Source organism: Marinomonas posidonica IVIA-Po-181, from assembly GCF_000214215.1.
Lineage (GTDB): Bacteria > Pseudomonadota > Gammaproteobacteria > Pseudomonadales > Marinomonadaceae > Marinomonas > Marinomonas posidonica.
Genome location: NC_015559.1, coordinates 3,881,124 through 3,899,940 on the forward strand (window position 1 = coordinate 3,881,124; position 18,817 = coordinate 3,899,940).

The window sequence follows — 18,817 nt, forward strand, 5'->3', positions numbered from 1 at the left end:
GCCTCTCTTAATCATGCTTAGCAAAAGTGCTCAAACAGCACTCTTGCTAGGCGTAATGGTTAAAGTTTCTTAGCTTTCTCGACCGCTTCGTCGATGCTACCAATCATATAGAAGGCTTGCTCTGGAAGCTCATCGTACTCACCATCAAGAATGCCTTTAAAACCACGAATGGTTTCTTTCAAAGAAACATACTTACCTGGTGCGCCAGTGAAGACTTCCGCTACGAAGAAAGGCTGAGACAAGAAACGTTGGATTTTACGAGAACGGTTAACCGTTTGCTTATCTTCTTCAGATAACTCGTCCATACCCAAAATTGCAATGATGTCTTTTAGCTCTTTATAGCGTTGCAATACCATTTGAACACCACGTGCTACGTCATAATGCTCTTGACCAATAACCAATGGGTCAAGCTGACGAGAAGTAGAGTCTAGAGGGTCAATCGCTGGGTAAATACCCAAAGCAGCGATATCACGAGACAATACAACAGTCGCGTCCAAGTGAGAGAAAGTCGTCGCTGGAGACGGGTCAGTCAAGTCATCGGCTGGTACGTATACCGCTTGTACCGATGTGATAGAACCTGTCTTAGTTGACGTAATACGCTCTTGTAGTACACCCATCTCTTCAGCAAGAGTTGGCTGGTAACCTACCGCAGATGGCATACGACCTAGCAATGCAGATACCTCAGTACCGGCAAGCGTGTAACGGTAGATGTTATCTACGAAGAAAAGTACGTCACGACCTTCATCACGGAATTTCTCCGCCATGGTCAAACCAGTCAAAGCAACACGTAAACGGTTACCTGGTGGCTCATTCATTTGGCCGTATACTAGAGATACTTTATCGATTACGTTCGAATCCGTCATCTCATGGTAGAAGTCGTTACCCTCACGAGTACGCTCACCAACACCAGCAAATACTGAGTAACCGCTGTGCTCGATCGCGATGTTACGGATAAGTTCCATCATGTTTACGGTTTTACCAACACCGGCACCACCAAACAGACCAACTTTACCACCCTTAGCAAAAGGACATACAAGGTCGATAACCTTGATACCCGTCTCTAGCAATTCATTGCCAGACGCTTGCTCATCGTAAGAAGGAGCTGAACGGTGGATAGACCAACGTGCTTCTTCGCCGATTGGGCCTTTTTCATCAATTGGGTTACCTAGAACGTCCATAATACGTCCTAGTGTTTGAGTACCAACAGGGACAGAAACAGGTTGGCCAGTATTGGTTACTACCAAACCACGCTTCATGCCATCAGTGGAACCCATGGCGATGGTACGAACAACACCGTCGCCTAGTTGTTGTTGAACTTCCAACACCAACTCTTTTCCCTCGATTGTGAGGGCGTCGTATACTTTTGGCACATTATCACGTGGGAATTCCACGTCGATAACCGCACCGATAATCTGTACGATTTGTCCGCTACTCATGTTCGGATCCTCTTAATACCTAATACCTTAAACCGCTGCCGCGCCGCTGACTATCTCAGAAATTTCCTGAGTAATCGCTGCTTGACGAGCCTTGTTGTACACCAGCTGTAATTCATCAATGATATCACCAGCGTTGTCCGTTGCATTTTTCATCGCAAGCATACGAGCTGCTTGTTCACATGCAATGTTCTCAACCACTGATTGATACACTTGAGATTCAATATAGCGAACCAATAACTCGTTCAAAATTTCAACGGCTTCAGGCTCATAGATGTAATCCCAGTGGTGCTGTAACTCTGTATTCTCTTCCGCTTTTAATGGTAAAAGCTGTTCAACTGTTGGCTTCTGAGTCATGGTATTCACGAACTCGTTAGAGACCACAAACAATTGATCAATTCGACCATCATCAAATGCGTCTAACATGACCTTCACACTACCAACTAAATCGTCGGCTTTAGGTGCATCACCTAAACCTGTGTAGGCGGCTGTTACATTTCCGCCGTAGTTGCGAAAGAATGAAACGGCTTTTGAGCCAATAGCACAGATGTCAATTTCAACACCTGAATCAGCAAACTGTTTCATATCTTTGATAGCCGCTTTAAACACGTTTACGTTTAAGCCACCACACAAACCACGATCAGAAGAGATTACGATATAACCAACACGCTTCGCCTCACGCTCGGTAAGGTAACGGTGTTTATACTCAGGATTCGCGTTGGCCAAATGACCAACAACTTGGCGAATTCGTTCCGCATACGGACGAGAAGCGGCCATACGATCCTGAGCTTTACGCGTCTTACTAGCGGCCACTTTTTCCATGGCACGAGTAATTTTACGCGTATTGTTAATGCTCGAAATCTGAGTACGTATCTCTTTTCCGACTGCCATAATAGAACTGCCCTTGTGAGAATGTTATTTCACAAACTGCAAGAAGATGGTGACAAGATCAAAGACTTGTCACCAACAACATTACCAAGTTTGTGTCGCTTTAAACTTCTCGATTGCCGCTTTAAATGTCGCTTCAATCTCGCCGTTAAAATTACCTGTTTTGTTAATGTCAGCCATTAGATCAGCGTGTTCGCTGTTCATGTAGCTCAACAAAGAACTTTCAAAACCGGCAATCTTGCTTGTTTCAACATCTTCAAGGTAGCCATCATTAGCAGCGTAAAGAACAACACCCATATCAGCAACAGGCATTGGAGAGAACTGCTTCTGTTTCATCAGTTCAGTTACCTGCTTACCGTGTTCTAACTGCTTACGAGTTGCTTCGTCTAGGTCAGATGCGAACTGAGCGAACGCCGCCAATTCACGATACTGAGCCAAAGCAAGACGAATACCGCCACCAAGTTTCTTAACGATCTTAGTTTGCGCTGCACCACCTACACGAGAAACGGAAATACCGGCGTTCATCGCTGGACGAATACCAGAGTTGAACAAACTCGTTTCAAGGAAAATCTGACCATCTGTGATGGAGATTACGTTAGTTGGTACGAACGCAGATACGTCACCACCTTGTGTCTCGATGATAGGCAAAGCAGTCAAAGATCCAGTTTGGCCTTTTACTTCACCGTTAGTGAACTTCTCAACATAGTCTGCACTAACACGAGAAGCACGCTCAAGAAGACGAGAGTGAAGATAGAAAACATCACCTGGGTAAGCTTCACGACCTGGTGGACGACGAAGTAGCAAAGAGATTTGACGGTAAGCCCAAGCTTGCTTGGTCAAATCATCATAAATGATCAATGCATCTTCACCGCGGTCACGGAAGTATTCACCCATTGAACAACCGGTGTATGGCGCAAGGAACAGCATAGACGCAGGATCAGAAGCACCAGCTGCAACCACAGTGGTGTATTCCATCGCGCCAGCTTCTTCAAGCTTACGTACAACGTTTGCAATAGTAGATTGTTTTTGACCAATCGCGACGTACACACATTTAATGCCACTGTGTTTCTGAGCAATAATGGTGTCGATCGCCAAAGCCGTTTTACCAACCTGACGGTCACCGATGATCAACTCACGTTGACCACGACCTACCGGTACCATGGCATCAATTGCCTTGTAACCCGTTTGGATTGGTTGATCAACTGACTGACGGTCGATTACGCCAGGCGCAACTTTCTCGACTTTGTCAGTTAGTTTTGCGTCAACTGCGCCTTTGCCGTCAATAGGATTACCTAAAGCGTCAACTACGCGGCCTAGCAATTCAGGTCCTACTGGAACTTCTAAAATACGACCTGTACATTTTACTTTTTGACCTTCAACTAGGTCTTGGTAGTTACCCAATACAACCGCACCTACAGAGTCACGCTCTAGGTTCAAGGCCATACCGTAAACACCACCAGGGAATTCAATCATTTCCCCGTACATAACATCTGCCAGACCGTGGATCAGAACGATACCGTCTGCCACGCTGACAATTGTGCCCTCATTCTGGGCATCAGAAGAAACATCGAGGTTCTCGATGCGCTTCTTGATAATCTCGCTGATCTCAGATGGATTCAGTTGCTGCATGCTAAATTCCTCAACCCTGGTTTCGACTTAACGGAACACTAGGAGTTTATCGCCTCGGACAGTTTCGCTAATTTACCGCGTACTGAACCGTCGATGATTAAGTCACCGGTACGGATAACCACGCCACCAATTAGGCTTACGTCTGTTTCACTGGTTAAGTTGACAGTACGGTCCAACTTTTTACTCAATGAATCCGCTAATGCTTGTGTTTGTTCTGCTGATAAATCAAAAGCAGTTGTAAATTCAACATTTACGGCTTTCTCATAATTCAGTTTAAACAAAACAAAAAGTTCTGAAATAGCTGGAAGAAGCGCTAAACGCTTGTTCTCAGCAAGGGCTAGCAAAAATGCTTTTCCTTGCTCTGTTGCTACTTCTGCACAAACATCGGCTAGAGCGTTTGCCTTTTCTTCCGCACTAAAAGCGGGATTTTCAAGTGCTTGATGAAGCTTAGGTTCGGTTGTCACAGCAGCCAATATGCCAAGCATATCCGCCCATTGTGCAATCTGGCCTTGCTCTTTCGCTACTTCAAAAGCCGCTTTGGCATACGGTCGCGCGACTGTTTTTAATTCAGCCATTAGACCCTCGCTTAAAGCTCTTTGGCGAGCTGTTCAACGATCTCGCTATGTGCTTTTTCGTCAATGGTGGCTCCCAAAATTTTCTCGGCGCCGGCAAATGCTAGAGCAGAAACCTGAGCACGCAATGCTTCTTTAGCACGCAATGCATCTTGCTCTATTTCAGCTTGAGCCGCTTCACGCAGACGTTTACCGTCAGCGATTACTTGCTCTTTTGCCTCGTCGATCATTTGGTTCGCACGTTTGTTGGCTTGTTCAATAATCTCGGCCGCGTTCTCTTTGCTGTCACGTAAAATCTTATCGGCTTGTTCTTGAGCCAATTCAAGATCACGTGAGGCACGATTCGCTGCTTCCAAACCGTCTGCAATTTTCTTGCTACGCTCTTCAAGCGCAGCAATCACTGGTGGCCACACAAATTTCATGCAGAACCAGACGAAAATGGCAAACGAGATAGCTTGGCCTACAAGTGTGAGATTTAAATTCACGCTAATACCCTCGCTTTTAGTCGTTTAAAATTTATTTCTGCAAAGTTTTGCAGAATATTAACCAGCGACCAAAGCAACAAAAGGATTCGCGAACGTGAAGAAAAGTGCAATACCAACACCGATCATAGTTACGGCATCTAGAAGACCCGCTACGATGAACATTTTAACTTGTAGCATTGGAACCATCTCTGGTTGACGCGCAGCGCCTTCCAAGAATTTTCCACCTAAGATACCGAAACCAATCGCAGTACCTAGGGCACCTAGACCGATCAGAAGGGCTACAGCAATCGCAGTAAGACCAACTACAGTTTCCATTTTAACTCCTACATTTTCACAGTTTTAGATTTAAAAAATTATTACTTTAAGAACACACTTTTAGTGATCTTCGTGCGCCATACTCAGGTAGACGATAGTCAACATCATAAAGATGAAAGCTTGAAGCACGATGACCAAAATATGGAAGATTGCCCATGGAACAGAGAGCGCCCATTGTAGACCCCATGGTAAAAGAGCAATCAGAATGAAGATCAATTCACCAGCATACAAGTTACCAAATAGTCGTAGTGCTAGTGATACTGGCTTCGCAAGTAGACCAACGCCTTCCAACAAGAAGTTAAAAGGAATCATCCACTTACCAAATGGTTGCAAGGTTAATTCGCCAACAAAGCCACTGATCCCTTTTACTTTAATACTGTAAAAAACAATCAATACGAAGACAGACAAAGACATACCTAGAGTGGCATTCAAGTCGGTTGTTGGTACAAATTTAAAGTAGACATAATGCGGATCCGCACCAAATACATTCACCCCGATAAACTGAGCAACAGCCGGTAAGAAATCCACCGGAACCAAGTCCATCAAGTTCAACAAGAATACCCACACAAAGATGGTTAACGCCAAAGGCGCTATCACTTTACTCTTTCCGTGGAAGGTTTCTTTAACACTGCCATCTACGAACTCAACCATTAGTTCTACAAAATTTTGTAGACCTGTTGGTGTATCGGTCGACGCCTTTTTCGCTGCGATACGGAACAACCATAAAAACAATAGACCCAAAGCAGCCGAAACGGCCAATGTGTCTAAATGGATGGCCCAAAATCCCATCTCAGCGGCTTCTTTCGCACTATGAGCAAATCCCCATGTCCCATCAGGGTGTTGACCAAAGGTCAAGTTCTGAAGGTGGTGCTTTATATAAGATGCAGCACTTGGACTTTCAATCCCCATACTAATACCCACACTCTCTCAATGATTAAAATTCTTTTTATGCCCACAAATTTTATGCGTTTCGCAATAAAATAGGGCTGAGCCAGTGACTCAATATAGCGATCCCAAAACCTGCGAAAAAAGCCCCCGCAGACAAGGGTTTTATCAGTAGAAAAACCAGCGACAACAAACACACTGTCATAGCCAATTTACTTGCTTCTCCACGATAAAATGTTCTGACCATTTCTTTCGCCGGCTGCGTGCCTTTTTTACCAAACATCCGCCATGCCATAAACATGCTCGGGATAATGCTGGACAGAGCCCCCAGAATAAAAGAGTACCCATACAAACCACCGGCAATAAAAAAAATTCCCAGCGCAGTAAAAATAGAAAGAAATACTTGTAACAGCAAGAAACGCAACACCGCTTTCTTTTTTGCGCTAAGGATTTCACTAGCGCGACGCGGTTTTTGATTCCCCATTTCTAAACTCTCTATATCGCACTACAAAAGTGCAACCAATGTGGCGATTTATAAAATTCGAGGCATTATAGGGGTAATAGCGACGGGGTTCAACTTAAAGTGATCGGCTAAATCACTTTAAAAGGCTCAGATTTTGAATACAAAAATACACATTCCCAGAAACTCATCCCTTTTGCTCTAATAACTCGCTAATTAAGAGCTCCAAGTGTTCAGGGTTACGATACTCAATGACTAACTTGCCTTTTCCTTTCGCACTTGGCTGAATTTTTACCGCGGCATTGATTTTTTGGCTAATACGCTCAGCTTCTGCACTCAAATCAGGCAGAGTAGGCTTACTTTCAGTCGAGTTATCACTACTGACCTGATAATTCTTAGCCAATCTTTCCGTTTCTCGAACCGACAAAGATTTCGTCACCACCTGTGACGCAGCCTGAATTTGTTTATCGTGCTCTAATGGTAACAAAGCACGAGCATGACCCATTTCAATATCACCATGCTCCAACAGGCGTCTAACCTCTGGCGTCAAACCAAGTAAACGCAATAGATTAGCGACCGCAGAACGAGACTTACCGACAGTATCCGCGACTTCTTGTTGCGTTAAATGGAAATCTTCAACCAATCGCTGTAAAGCCAAGGCTTCTTCTACTGGGTTTAAGTCTTCACGTTGAATGTTTTCAATCAACGCCAGCACCACCGCATCAGCGTCTTCCACATGACGCACAATCACTGGCACTTGCTCTAAACCGGCTAATTTCGCCGCACGCCAGCGACGCTCACCAGCAATAATTTCATATTGATCTGTCCCGCCACCACTGATTGGACGTACCACAATAGGCTGCATAATGCCTTGAGTGCGAATGGAAGCCGCAAGATCTTCAAGTTGCGCGGTATTCATGTCACGACGAGGTTGGAACTTACCCTTAGACAGCCAATCAACAGGTAAATAAGTCAGCCCTTTAATCTGATCTTCTGCCGAGTCATTATCTATGTCTTTGGTCACACTCGTTTGAGGTGCCAATAACGCATCTAAACCTCGACCTAGGCCTCTTTTTTTCATCGTCATTTCATTAACCTTAATTGCAATTAAAGCAGGTATGATTTCAACCTAATTACGCCGCTCGTTTACGAATAAATTCACCAGCGAGCGCCAAATACGCGATGGCACCACGAGACTGCTTTTCATAATGCAGTACTGGTAGACCATAGCTGGGTGACTCAGCCAATCGAATGTTTCTTGGGATCACAGTGTCATACACCTTATTACCAAAGTATTTATGCAACTGTACCGACACATCATGAGTCAAACTAGGACGGGGATCATACATGGTTCGTAGGATACCTTCGACCTCTAAAGAAGGGTTTAATGCTTGGGTAATGCGCTCTATGGTTTGCAACAATGCTGTTAACCCCTCAAGCGCATAATATTCACACTGCACCGGAATCAACACCCCTTGTGATGCAGCCAAGGCATTAACAGTCAGCATATTCAAGGCTGGCGGACAATCCAACAAGATGTAGTCAAAGTCATTGTCCACTTCGTAAAGGCCAGCTCGCAAGCGAGTTTCCTTGCTGGGCAAATCCAACAGAGCTACCTCCGCACCAGTCAAGTCTCCGTTCGCAGGCAACACCCAGTAATCACCAGGTGAGCATTTTTTCATAACGTCTTTCACGCCATGGGAGCCCACCAGCACATCATAGACACTGGTGTCTAATTCTTCTTTGATGAGGCCACTGCCTGTTGTCGCGTTTCCTTGTGGATCCAAATCAATAAGTAGTACTCGACGCTTCATAGCCGTCAGAGAGGCAGCCAAATTGACACATGTTGTCGTCTTGCCTACGCCACCTTTTTGATTCGTCACTGCGATGATTCTAGCCATGCTTTATCCTTTACGCGCCATTACAACCATATGGCGCTCTGCCTGAACACTTGGCACGGAAAGAGGATCTATCGAAAGTACTTCTACCTCTTTCGGCAGTGCCGCTATTTCCTCATTAGGGAATACACCCTTCATAGCTAAAAAGTTACCCGATTGTTTGGGTAGAGGCAAAGTCCAATTGATCATGTCTTCTATTGAAGCAAAGGCTCGAGAAATAACATGATCGTATTCACCCTGATGCGGATGTTTTTCAACTCGCTCATTAGCTACCGTGACATTCGCAACGTCTAATTCCATTTTAACTTGGGTCAAAAAACGGGTTTTTTTGCCATTACTGTCTAACAAAGTGAATGCTTTGTCAGGATAACATATAGCAAGCACCATACCAGGTAAACCAGGTCCGGTTCCCACATCGATGATTTTTTCACCTTGGATGTAGGGTAAGGTCGCTAAACTGTCGAACAAATGCAAAGAAATCATTTGTTCGACATCACGAATAGCGGTCAAGTTATAGGCTTTATTCCATTTTTCCAACATTGCAAGGTAACTTACAAGGCGTTGAATAGTGTCATCGGATAAAGCAGCGCCCATTTGTTGGGCGCCTTTTTGGATGGTATCAAAGTGCGTCACAATCGATCCGTTTAAATTGGCAAATTTCGACTGCTGATTTTAGGCACTTTTCTTAGCAATGGCACGCTTTTTCAAATGAATTAACAATAAGGACACCGCAGCAGGCGTCACACCTTGAATTCTAGAGGCAGCAGCAAGACTTTCGGGGCGCGCTTCGTTCAATTTTTGTTTGATCTCATTCGATAAACCTTCCATTTGACTGTAATCCAGATCCGCCGGCAATGGCGTATTTTCTTGGCGACGTAAACGCTCAATGTCTTCCGCCTGACGAGCAATATAACCGGCGTATTTGACGGTAATTTGAACTTGCTCAGAGACTTGTTCATCAACACTCTGCTCAGGACTATTTTTTAGATTCGCAATGTCCTGATAGACAATTCCTGGACGTTTTAACAAATCCAACAAGTTGTATTCATGACTAATCGGCGTCTCCAACTTAGGATTAATGGCCTCTGCTTCCACAGAGTTCGGCACAATCCAGCTGGATTTTAAACGCTGAGTTTCTTGTTCAATGGCTTCACGTTTATGACAAAATGCCGCCCAACGCTCATCTGAAACCAAACCAAGTTCACGACCTTTTTCGGTTAAACGCATGTCTGCATTGTCTTCACGTAGAATAAGACGATATTCCGCACGGCTGGTGAACATACGATACGGTTCTTTGGTGCCCATGGTAATCAAATCATCAACCAAAACCCCAAGATAAGCTTCATCTCGTCGAGGTGTCCAAGGGTCTTTTTCTTGTGCTAATAACGCTGCATTGGCCCCAGCTAGCAAACCCTGGGCCCCTGCTTCTTCATAGCCTGTGGTGCCATTAATTTGACCGGCAAAAAACAGCCCTGACATGTGCTTGGTTTCAAGTGAGTATTTCAATCCTTGTGGATTAAAGTAATCGTACTCGATGGCATAACCTGGTCGCGTTATATGAGCATTTTCCATGCCTTTCATTGAACGAACCAACTCAATTTGTACGTCAAATGGCAGTGACGTCGAAATCCCATTAGGATACAACTCATGAGTTGTTAAACCTTCAGGCTCAATGAAAATTTGATGCGAATTTTTATCCGCAAAGCGCACAATTTTATCTTCAATTGACGGACAATAACGTGGTCCAACCCCTTCAATCACACCTGTGTACATAGGTGAACGATCCATGCCACTACGAATAATATCGTGAGTACGTTCGTTCGTATGCGTAATGAAACACTCAATTTGACGAGGGTGTAGATCTCGACTCCCCATGTAAGACATAACCGGCGTAATGTCATCGCCTGGTTGAGGCTGCATTTGGGTAAAATCAACAGATCGAGCGTCAATTCTAGGTGGCGTTCCTGTTTTAAGTCGATCCACTTGGAAAGGTAAAGCTCGCAGTTTTTCAGCTAAACCGATGGAAGGAGGATCACCCGCCCGACCACCAGCATGATTTTGTAGACCAATATGGATCACACCACCAAGAAATGTTCCTGCGGTTAACACAACCGTTTTACTGTTAAAACGAATGCCTGTTTGGGTGATGACGCCACGGGCTGCACCCTCTTCAACAATAAGATCTTCAACCGATTGTTGAAACAACCAAAGGTTTTCTTGATTTTCAAGTTGGTGACGAATGGCCGCTTTATACAAGATACGATCGGCTTGGGCACGAGTCGCTCGCACTGCCGGACCTTTGCGGGAATTTAACGTTCGAAATTGGATGCCTGCTTGGTCTGTCGCCAGTGCCATTGCACCGTCTAAAGCATCAATTTCCTTGACTAAGTGGGACTTCCCAATACCACCAATGGCAGGGTTACAGGACATTTGTCCTAAAGTTTCAATGTTGTGTGAAAGCAGAAGGGTTTTCACCCCCATACGAGCAGCAGCCAAAGCGGCTTCAGTGCCAGCATGTCCGCCACCCACCACAATCACATCAAAGCGGCTTGGGAAATCCACGGGAACCTCGATATTACTAGTAAGTAGAACAAATGAATAAAAAACGATCAATTTCGGATAAGGGCGCTTAGTATAAAGGCTAATTTTTAAAAAGAAAGAGATGCACGACGGCTTTATCCGGTCATCAATATTATTAAATAAAGAAGTATATATAGTGTTTTTTATTAATGTTATGTCTATATAGCAAGCCAAAATCTGTTTATAAATAATAAAAATCCATAAATTTCATGATGTTATGAACATAACAACTTGTTTAAATAGGGTTCTTTTTCCTGTTATGTGGATAACCCATTCTTGTGCATAAGTAAGGGAGTTATACAGAAGGGATTTTATATTCCTTTTTTGTTAAAAACTGTGCAAAACTTCTTTTCAACCTATCACCAAAGTTATCAACAGTCCTTTTAAAGATGAAATTTTCAATTAACTTTATGATTTATATAAAAAAAATGTATTTTTATGCGGCTTTTTTAGAAAAAATAAAAGAAAACAATCCACAGAAATAAATTGAAAATAAAGTCATAATCTTTGTTAGAACACTTTTTTACTGTTGATAAATACAGTGAATTCGTCTGATCGTCTTCGCTCTTTATTCACATTTGAATTTTATAGACGACTAGTCTATTTTAATGACATTGAATTAATAGGTTGGTGTCATGGTTGAACTGAATACAAGACGGCCTCGTGGTCGACCCAAGAGTGAATCGTCCGTTTTGGAAGATAGCAAATTGGCGTTACTGCGTGCTGGTATGGCCATGTTGACGGAAAAAGGCTTTACGGTCAGTGGCATTGAACCCATTCTTAAGTCTGTTGGGGTGCCAAAAGGTTCTTTTTATCATTACTTTTCTAACAAAGAAGCGTTTGGCTTAGAAGTATTAAAGGCTTATCAGCAATATTTTGAGAGTAAGCTTGATTATTTTCTGCTGAATGAGGAAATACCTTATCAACAGCGGCTTGTGCAATTTTCACAAGATGCTTGTGATGGCATGGCTCGTCATCACTTTAAACGAGGTTGTTTGGTGGGAAATCTTGAACAAGAGTCAGTGCTCTTATCTGAGTCTTTTAACCAGCAAATTCAAGCTTGTTATCAGAGTTGGCAAGACAAGTTAGCTCAGTATTTACTGGCCGGAAAAGAGAGCGGGGTATTAATGTTTAAAGACGATGCCAGTCAATTGGCACAAATTTTTTGGTTGGGCTGGGAAGGAGCCGTTCATAGAGCTCGATTGTTAAAATCGTGTCAGCCATTAGAAAGCTACATGACGTTTTATCTAGCAAACATTTTGACGTCAGAATAATTGGTGAGTGAACCAGATGAATGTCATCTGGTTTTTTTAACTATTTAATTAGACGACTGGTCTAAAAGGAGTAATACATGTTTAAAAGCCTTATTATCGAACAGACAGAATCAGGTCAGCAGCAATGTACATTGACAAATTTAACTGATGACCAGCTGCCCAATGGTGATGTATTGGTAGAGGTGCTCTACAGCACATTGAATTATAAAGATGCTTTGGCCATTACCGGAAAAGGTCGTATTGCACGCAGTTACCCAATGGTCCCTGGCATTGATCTAGTTGGGCGTGTCGTCAATTCTGATAGTGATGGTTTTCAACCAGGTGAGTTGGTGTTGCTTAATGGCTTTGGTGTGGGTGAAGCGCATTGGGGCGGATTATCTCAAAAAGCCCGACTTAAGAGTGATTGGTTGATTCCACTACCTGAAAAGATGACGCCACAGCAGGCTATGATGGTAGGAACGGCGGGATATACCGCCATGTTGTCAGTCCTCGCGCTACAAAAACAAGGTGTCGTACCAGAGTCAGGTGACATTTTAGTAACGGGTGCAAACGGTGGCGTGGGAAGTTTTGCCATTCGTTTATTAAGCCGTCTTGGTTACCGAGTGGTGGCTTCCACGGGGCGAATGAGTCAAGAAACTTATCTGAAATCGTTAGGGGCTGCTGAGATTATTGATCGAGCGAGCTTATCGGAAAGTGGCAAACCCTTACAAAAAGAGCGCTGGGCTGGTGTGGTGGATTGTGTTGGTAGTCATACCTTAGCCAATGCCTGTGCTTCTACCCAATATGGTGGAGTTGTGACCGCGTGTGGTTTAGCTCAAGGGATGGATTTACCGGCGTCAGTGGCCCCCTTTATTCTTCGTGGTGTGAGTTTAATTGGCATAGACAGTGTTATGCGTCCTATTGCTGATCGCTTAGAAGCTTGGAAAATCTTGAGTGAATTACTGGAAGACAGTGATTACCAAGAGATTTGTGAAGAAATTTCGTTAGACGAAGCCATTGAAACGGCCTATAAATTGCTTGATGGAAAAGTACGTGGTCGTGTGTTGGTGAATCTGACCGAAGACTAATATGTCATCTTGCTGAATTACAAGGATAGCTATGAAAGTCATAATTGCACCGGATTCCTTCAAAGAAAGTCTCACGGCAATGCAGGTTGCCAATGCCATAGAAATGGGTTTTCGGCAAATTTTTCCTCAAGCCGAATACATCAAATTACCCATGGCGGATGGCGGTGAGGGAACCGTGCAATCTATGGTGGATGCGACACAGGGAGAAATGGTTTTTCTTGAAGTGACAGGGCCTTTGGGTGAAAAAGTTGAAGCACATTATGGCATTTTAGGTAGTACTGATGAGCAATTAACGACAACAGCGGTTATTGAAATGGCGTCTGCGTCAGGCTTGCATTTGGTGCCTCGTGATCAGCGGGACCCTTACATTACGACGAGTTATGGTACTGGCGAACTGATCAAAGATGCGTTGGATCGCGGCATCAAGCACATTATTCTTGGTTTAGGTGGCAGTGCAACCAATGATGCTGGTTTAGGCATGGCACAAGCTTTGGGCATGCATTTTTTGGATGCCGCTGGTAAACCCCTAGGTGCCGGTGGTTTGGCTTTGATGGATCTAGAGACGGTGGATGTCAGTCAAGGTCACCCTAAATTGGCGCAATGTCAGATAGAAGTCGCTTGTGATGTGACCAATCCCTTGTGTGGGGATAATGGCGCATCGGCGATTTTTGGTCCACAAAAAGGCGCTACCCAAGATATGATTAATAAATTGGATACGGCGCTCGGTCATTTTGCTGATGTGATGGTCAAATCGGGCTTTGCTGATCAACGAGATGTCCCTGGTGTTGGCGCGGCGGGTGGTATGGGGTTTGCCATGAGAAGTCTGTTAAACGCGGAATTAAAACCAGGCATCGACATTGTTATGGACAGCGTGGGGTTTGCAAACAAAATCAAAGACGCGGATTTGGTGATCACCGGTGAAGGTCGAATCGATGGCCAAACGGTGTTCGGTAAGACGCCTATGGGGGTCTTACAGCAGGCCAACATGGCTGATGTGCCGGTTATTGGCATTGCGGGTTGTTTTGGTGAGGAGGCTGAGGTGATATTGGCACACGGAATGAAGGCCATTTTCCCGATTATTCCTGGATTGGCGGAGTTAGACCAAGTGCTAGCGGACGCTGAGCGCAATGTGACCGCCACAGCGCGTAATGTGGCGGCATGTCTGCAATTAGATAAAATGGTCTAGTACTATTTACCGATACAGAAAGAGCCAAAAATGCGGCCGAGTAAATCATCACTGGTGAAAGCACCAGTGATTTCGCTCAGCGCTTGTTGTGCCTCTTTTAAATCTTCGGCCAATAACTCCCCTGCCCCATAACCGTGTAATTGCTCATTACCCGCTTCGAGGAAACGATTGGCTTTGTTTAAAGCTTCTATGTGGCGACGACGAGCAATAAAGCCGCCCTCAGTCGTGCTATCAAAGCCCATCACGGTTTTTAAATGGTCTGTTAGGTGCTGAATCCCATCGCCAGTTTTGGCTGATAACGAGATCACAGGTACGCCTTGGTGATCCTCTAAACCAATCTGATCCTTTGTTAAATCCACTTTATTACGAATCACGGTAATGGCATTTTGGTTGCCCAGTTTGGCCATAAATTCTGGCCAAATTTCCTTTGGGTCTTTACTGTCGATAGATTGGCTATCTACCATCATCAAAATACGGTCGGCTTTTTGAATCTCATCCCAAGCTCGTTGAATGCCGATGCGCTCCACTTCATCTGGGCTGTCTCGTAAGCCGGCTGTATCGATAATGTGCAAAGGCATGCCATCTAGGTGAATGTGTTCACGCAACACATCGCGAGTGGTACCTTCAATATTGGTGACGATGGCGGACTCTTTACCGGATAAGGCATTGAGCAAACTGGATTTGCCAGCATTAGGTCGACCTGCAATGACCACGTTCATACCTTCGCGAATTAAAGCGCCTTGATTGGCTTCTTTCAGGACATCAGCAAGTTTTGTCTGGATTTCATCTAATTCACTGGCAACCTTGCCATCGCCGATAAAATCAATTTCTTCTTCGGGAAAATCAATGGCCGCCTCAACGTAAATTCGCAAGTGAATTAACGCCTCAACTAATTCATCCACGCGCTTAGAGAAAGCACCTTGTAAGGAGCGTAAAGCACATTTTGCAGCTTGTTCCGAGGTACTGTCGATTAAATCGGCAATGGCTTCCGCTTGCGTTAAATCCATTTTATCGTTCATGAAAGCACGTTCAGAAAATTCTCCTGGACGTGCTAATCGTGCGCCTAAACTCACGCAATGGCTTAGTAACATGTCCATAATCACCGGGCCACCATGGCCTTGCAGTTCAAACACATCTTCGCCCGTAAAGGAGTTTGGCCCTGGGAAGTAAATGGCTAAGCCCATATCGAGCTGTTCGCCATCAGCTTGTTTAAAAGGCACATAATGGGCATAACGTGGTGTAGGCTCAAAACCAATAATCTGTTTGGCAATGGCAAGGCTTCTGGGACCAGATAAACGAATAATCCCAACGCCACCTCGGCCTGGCGCGGTAGCTTGAGCGGCAATCGTGTCTTGGTCGGTGACGTATTGGAAATCGGTCATAATAGTGCTCGATACAGAATAAAGGGTTAACGATATTGTCTGCTAGACAGTGAAGTAAGACAATCTAAACGTAAAAAAGGCCTCCATTCGGAAGCCTTTTTAGTGCATCAGAAAGTCATTTCTAACCTAGTCTTCTCTTTCGATACGTTTAGTGATGACGTACTGTTGAAGGATAGACAAGGTGTTGTTGGTCACCCAGTAAAGAACCAAACCAGCCGGGAACCATAAGAAGAAGATCGAAAATGCCACTGGCATAATCTTCATAATTCTTGCTTGCATTGGATCTGGTGGTGTTGGGTTCAGAGCTTGCTGAACAAACATACTGATGCCCATCAAAATTGGCAAAATAAAGAATGGGTCCATCACAGATAAGTCGTCAATCCAAAGGATGAATGGCGCCTGACGTAATTCAACCGATTCCATTAATACCCAGTACAAGGCAAGGAACACAGGCATTTGTACCAAGATTGGTAGACAGCCACCCAATGGATTGATTTTCTCTTTCTTATACAGCTCCATCATGGCTTGCGACATTTTCTGACGATCGTCGCCATGTTTGTCTTTCAATTTGGCAATTTCAGGGCCAAATTTACGCATTTTAGCCATGGAACGATAACTGGTCGCAGACAACTTAAAGAAGATGGCTTTCACACACACCACCACAAGAATAATGGCGACACCCCAGTTGATCACAAAAGACTGGATCAAGGTCAGAAGCCAAAACAGTGGTTTTGCAAGCCACCATAACCAACCGTAATCAACGGTTAAGTCTAGGTTTTCTGCGGTTGCCTCAAGTTGTCCTTGTAACTTAGGACCAACATAAAAAGTTGAGCTCATAGTACCTTGTTTGCCGGCTGGAATTTCAACAGCTGAGCCGGTAAAACCAATGATGTTATAACCATTGTTAGTACGTGCTTGTAAGGTCACTTTTTGACCCTGTTCAGGGATCCAAGCTGAGACAAAATAATGCTGTAGTAACGCAACCCAACCTTGAGTAGTGGTCACTTTAACGGGTTCTTCTTCCATATCTGAGAAAGAAACCTTGCTGTATTTGGTTTCTTCGTCAGAAATGGCACCACCTAAGTAAGGTTGTAAGCCCATGCTGGTCGCTTTACTTGGATCTGGTGAATTATCACGCTTGATCTGAGCAAATAAATTACCACGCCAAGTATTGGCTGAGGTGTTATCCACTGTGATGAGCTGACGAATACGGTACGTCCCTTTCATAAAGCGGAAGGTTTTTGTGTATTTGACACCGTTTTTATCGGTGTAATACAGGTTCACATCCAGTGAGTCCTTGCCATCGGCTAATTGATAAGAGGTTTGTTCAGACTGGTATACTGGACGACCTTCTGTTGAGGCGTCTGGCCCATTTCGTCCAATTAACCCTGTCTGTGTGACATAGGTTCTTTCTGGACCATCTTCGAGGATAACAAATGGATCAGGTTGCCCTAATTCTTTTTTGTATTCCAATAAAGCGGCTTCAACTAAATCCCCTCCAACTGGGTTGATGGCCACCCGCAATGTATCTGTGGTGACTTCAATCAACTTTCCTGGAGCAATGGTGCTGATGCTTTGAGGAATTTCGCTGCTTGCTTCCGCGTTGTTTTGAGTTGCTAGAGGCAAATCATCATTTAATTGAGAGTTTGTCTCATTTTGAGATTGAGTGCTTTGAGCCACACTTTGGGTCGATTGTTGACCGTAATCTTGGTTCCACTGTAAAAACAGTAGGTAACCACTGATAAAAAGCGCGCCCCATAAAAAGTAACGTCTGAAATCCATGGTATTCAACTAATTTGTTTGGTTAGACAAAAGTAGGTTCACTGAACCTTTAGAAAAATCACGCGCTATTAAACCAGCCTTTGGCAGTTTTTTCAGCCTATTTCTGCTTAGAATGCGAGCGTTTTTTCATTTGGGAAGGGTTTTTCGCTTTTTTAGCCAATTGTGACCAAGCCTTATCAAGTCGTGGTCTTAACGTTTCATTGTCAATTTCTTTAATGCCATTGCGTGCTAAGAAGACAATGTCTAATCCGGCAAGAGGCAGTTTATGATGACGAAAAGATTCTCGTACCAAGCGCTTGATACGGTTTCGACCTACGGCGGTTTTATCGGTTTTTTTAGACACAATAAGACCTAATCTAGCGTGGTCATCATCACGTTTGTAAGCCAATAAAAGAAATTCGCCAGCAAAGACTTTTGCAGAAGTGTCGTTAAAAACGGATTGATAATCCCCGGCATTCAGGAGCCTGACTTGCCGGGGAAAACAATAATCGGTCATCAGCGTGTTTATGCGCTTAGAGCCTTACGGCCGCGAGCACGACGACGAGCGATAACTTGACGTCCGCCTTTAGTTGCCATGCGGGCACGGAAACCGTGGTTACGTTTGCGTTTCAATACGCTAGGTTGAAAAGTTCTTTTCATTTTAGTTTCTCTCACTGAAGCAGTGTTTCAGTTTTGAGGGTTAGCGGTCGCCAAGCCTCAGCATTTGATTGTCAAATCAGGGCGCGGATTTTAGAGCCTTTCCATAGTAAGTTCAATGCTTTGCTGGTTTTTTATTGCTAAAAATTTAACCACAAAAGCATTAAAGTGGTTATGCACAGCTTAGTACAGCTAAAGTGGATAAGATTTTTAGAAAATCTTATTTTTATGCACAAAATAAAAGTTTTAATAAATAAAATTTTTATAAAACATACGCTTAAAATTACTTTTTTCTGTGTAAAAGGTAAAAATAATCTTTTATTTATATGTGTATAACTAGGTGTT

General features: G+C 44.0%; 19 protein-coding genes. 3 read left to right on the forward strand and 16 right to left on the reverse strand.

Annotation, left to right across the window (positions count from 1 at the left end; genetic code table 11):
• Positions 1-59: 59 nt before the first annotated feature.
• From atpD to mnmG, 12 genes are all read right to left on the reverse strand, one after another.
• Positions 60-1,436 (reverse strand): F0F1 ATP synthase subunit beta, encoded by a 1,377-nt coding sequence (gene atpD / locus MAR181_RS17910; protein ID WP_013798008.1) that lies wholly within the window; start codon positions 1,434-1,436, stop codon positions 60-62.
• Positions 1,437-1,463: 27 nt separating this feature from the next.
• On the reverse strand, positions 1,464-2,324 hold the full coding sequence (atpG, locus tag MAR181_RS17915) for a F0F1 ATP synthase subunit gamma (RefSeq protein WP_013798009.1): 861 nt from the start codon (positions 2,322-2,324) through the stop codon (positions 1,464-1,466).
• Between the two features lie 81 nt (positions 2,325-2,405).
• Positions 2,406-3,950, reverse strand: a complete 1,545-nt coding sequence (gene atpA, locus MAR181_RS17920; protein WP_013798010.1) for a F0F1 ATP synthase subunit alpha — start codon at positions 3,948-3,950, stop codon at positions 2,406-2,408.
• 38 nt (positions 3,951-3,988) lie between these two features.
• The gene (locus MAR181_RS17925; RefSeq protein WP_013798011.1) at positions 3,989-4,525 is read right to left on the reverse strand and encodes a F0F1 ATP synthase subunit delta; all 537 of its coding nucleotides are present in this window, start codon (positions 4,523-4,525) and stop codon (positions 3,989-3,991) included.
• A gap of 11 nt (positions 4,526-4,536) precedes the next feature.
• Positions 4,537-5,007, reverse strand: a complete 471-nt coding sequence (locus MAR181_RS17930; protein WP_013798012.1) for a F0F1 ATP synthase subunit B — start codon at positions 5,005-5,007, stop codon at positions 4,537-4,539.
• Between the two features lie 57 nt (positions 5,008-5,064).
• A complete protein-coding gene (atpE, locus tag MAR181_RS17935) occupies positions 5,065-5,322 on the reverse strand; it encodes a F0F1 ATP synthase subunit C (protein WP_012072127.1) in 258 nt (85 codons plus the stop codon).
• Between the two features lie 60 nt (positions 5,323-5,382).
• Positions 5,383-6,231, reverse strand: coding sequence for a F0F1 ATP synthase subunit A (gene atpB / locus MAR181_RS17940; protein ID WP_013798013.1), 849 nt, complete (start codon positions 6,229-6,231; stop codon positions 5,383-5,385).
• 52 nt (positions 6,232-6,283) lie between these two features.
• A complete protein-coding gene (locus MAR181_RS17945; protein WP_013798014.1) occupies positions 6,284-6,691 on the reverse strand; it encodes an ATP synthase subunit I in 408 nt (135 codons plus the stop codon).
• 163 nt (positions 6,692-6,854) lie between these two features.
• Positions 6,855-7,754 (reverse strand): ParB/RepB/Spo0J family partition protein, encoded by a 900-nt coding sequence (locus tag MAR181_RS17950; protein ID WP_013798015.1) that lies wholly within the window; start codon positions 7,752-7,754, stop codon positions 6,855-6,857.
• A gap of 46 nt (positions 7,755-7,800) precedes the next feature.
• Entirely contained in the window at positions 7,801-8,568 is a 768-nt protein-coding gene (locus tag MAR181_RS17955) for a ParA family protein (RefSeq protein WP_013798016.1), read from the reverse strand.
• Between the two features lie 3 nt (positions 8,569-8,571).
• Positions 8,572-9,198 carry a 16S rRNA (guanine(527)-N(7))-methyltransferase RsmG gene (gene rsmG, locus MAR181_RS17960; protein WP_013798017.1) on the reverse strand — a complete coding sequence of 209 codons (627 nt, stop codon included), beginning with the start codon at positions 9,196-9,198 and terminating at the stop codon, positions 8,572-8,574.
• A gap of 39 nt (positions 9,199-9,237) precedes the next feature.
• A complete protein-coding gene (gene mnmG, locus MAR181_RS17965) occupies positions 9,238-11,127 on the reverse strand; it encodes a tRNA uridine-5-carboxymethylaminomethyl(34) synthesis enzyme MnmG (RefSeq protein ID WP_013798018.1) in 1,890 nt (629 codons plus the stop codon).
• 653 nt (positions 11,128-11,780) lie between these two features.
• On the opposite strand from mnmG, the gene acuR reads away from it, so the two are divergent.
• From acuR to MAR181_RS17980, 3 genes are all read left to right on the forward strand, one after another.
• Positions 11,781-12,419, forward strand: coding sequence for an acrylate utilization transcriptional regulator AcuR (gene acuR, locus MAR181_RS17970; RefSeq protein WP_013798019.1), 639 nt, complete (start codon positions 11,781-11,783; stop codon positions 12,417-12,419).
• A gap of 77 nt (positions 12,420-12,496) precedes the next feature.
• A complete protein-coding gene (gene acuI / locus MAR181_RS17975) occupies positions 12,497-13,486 on the forward strand; it encodes an acrylyl-CoA reductase (NADPH) (RefSeq protein WP_013798020.1) in 990 nt (329 codons plus the stop codon).
• Positions 13,487-13,517: 31 nt separating this feature from the next.
• Entirely contained in the window at positions 13,518-14,672 is a 1,155-nt protein-coding gene (locus MAR181_RS17980; RefSeq protein ID WP_013798021.1) for a glycerate kinase, read from the forward strand.
• 2 nt (positions 14,673-14,674) lie between these two features.
• Here MAR181_RS17980 and mnmE read toward each other — a convergent pair whose 3' ends face one another.
• From mnmE to rpmH, 4 genes are all read right to left on the reverse strand, one after another.
• On the reverse strand, positions 14,675-16,054 hold the full coding sequence (gene mnmE, locus MAR181_RS17985) for a tRNA uridine-5-carboxymethylaminomethyl(34) synthesis GTPase MnmE (RefSeq protein WP_013798022.1): 1,380 nt from the start codon (positions 16,052-16,054) through the stop codon (positions 14,675-14,677).
• Between the two features lie 126 nt (positions 16,055-16,180).
• Positions 16,181-17,836, reverse strand: a complete 1,656-nt coding sequence (yidC, locus tag MAR181_RS17990) for a membrane protein insertase YidC (RefSeq protein ID WP_013798023.1) — start codon at positions 17,834-17,836, stop codon at positions 16,181-16,183.
• Positions 17,837-17,933: 97 nt separating this feature from the next.
• A complete protein-coding gene (rnpA, locus tag MAR181_RS17995) occupies positions 17,934-18,332 on the reverse strand; it encodes a ribonuclease P protein component (RefSeq protein ID WP_013798024.1) in 399 nt (132 codons plus the stop codon).
• A gap of 8 nt (positions 18,333-18,340) precedes the next feature.
• Positions 18,341-18,475 (reverse strand): 50S ribosomal protein L34, encoded by a 135-nt coding sequence (rpmH, locus tag MAR181_RS18290; protein ID WP_013663328.1) that lies wholly within the window; start codon positions 18,473-18,475, stop codon positions 18,341-18,343.
• Between the last annotated feature and the right edge of the window lie 342 nt (positions 18,476-18,817).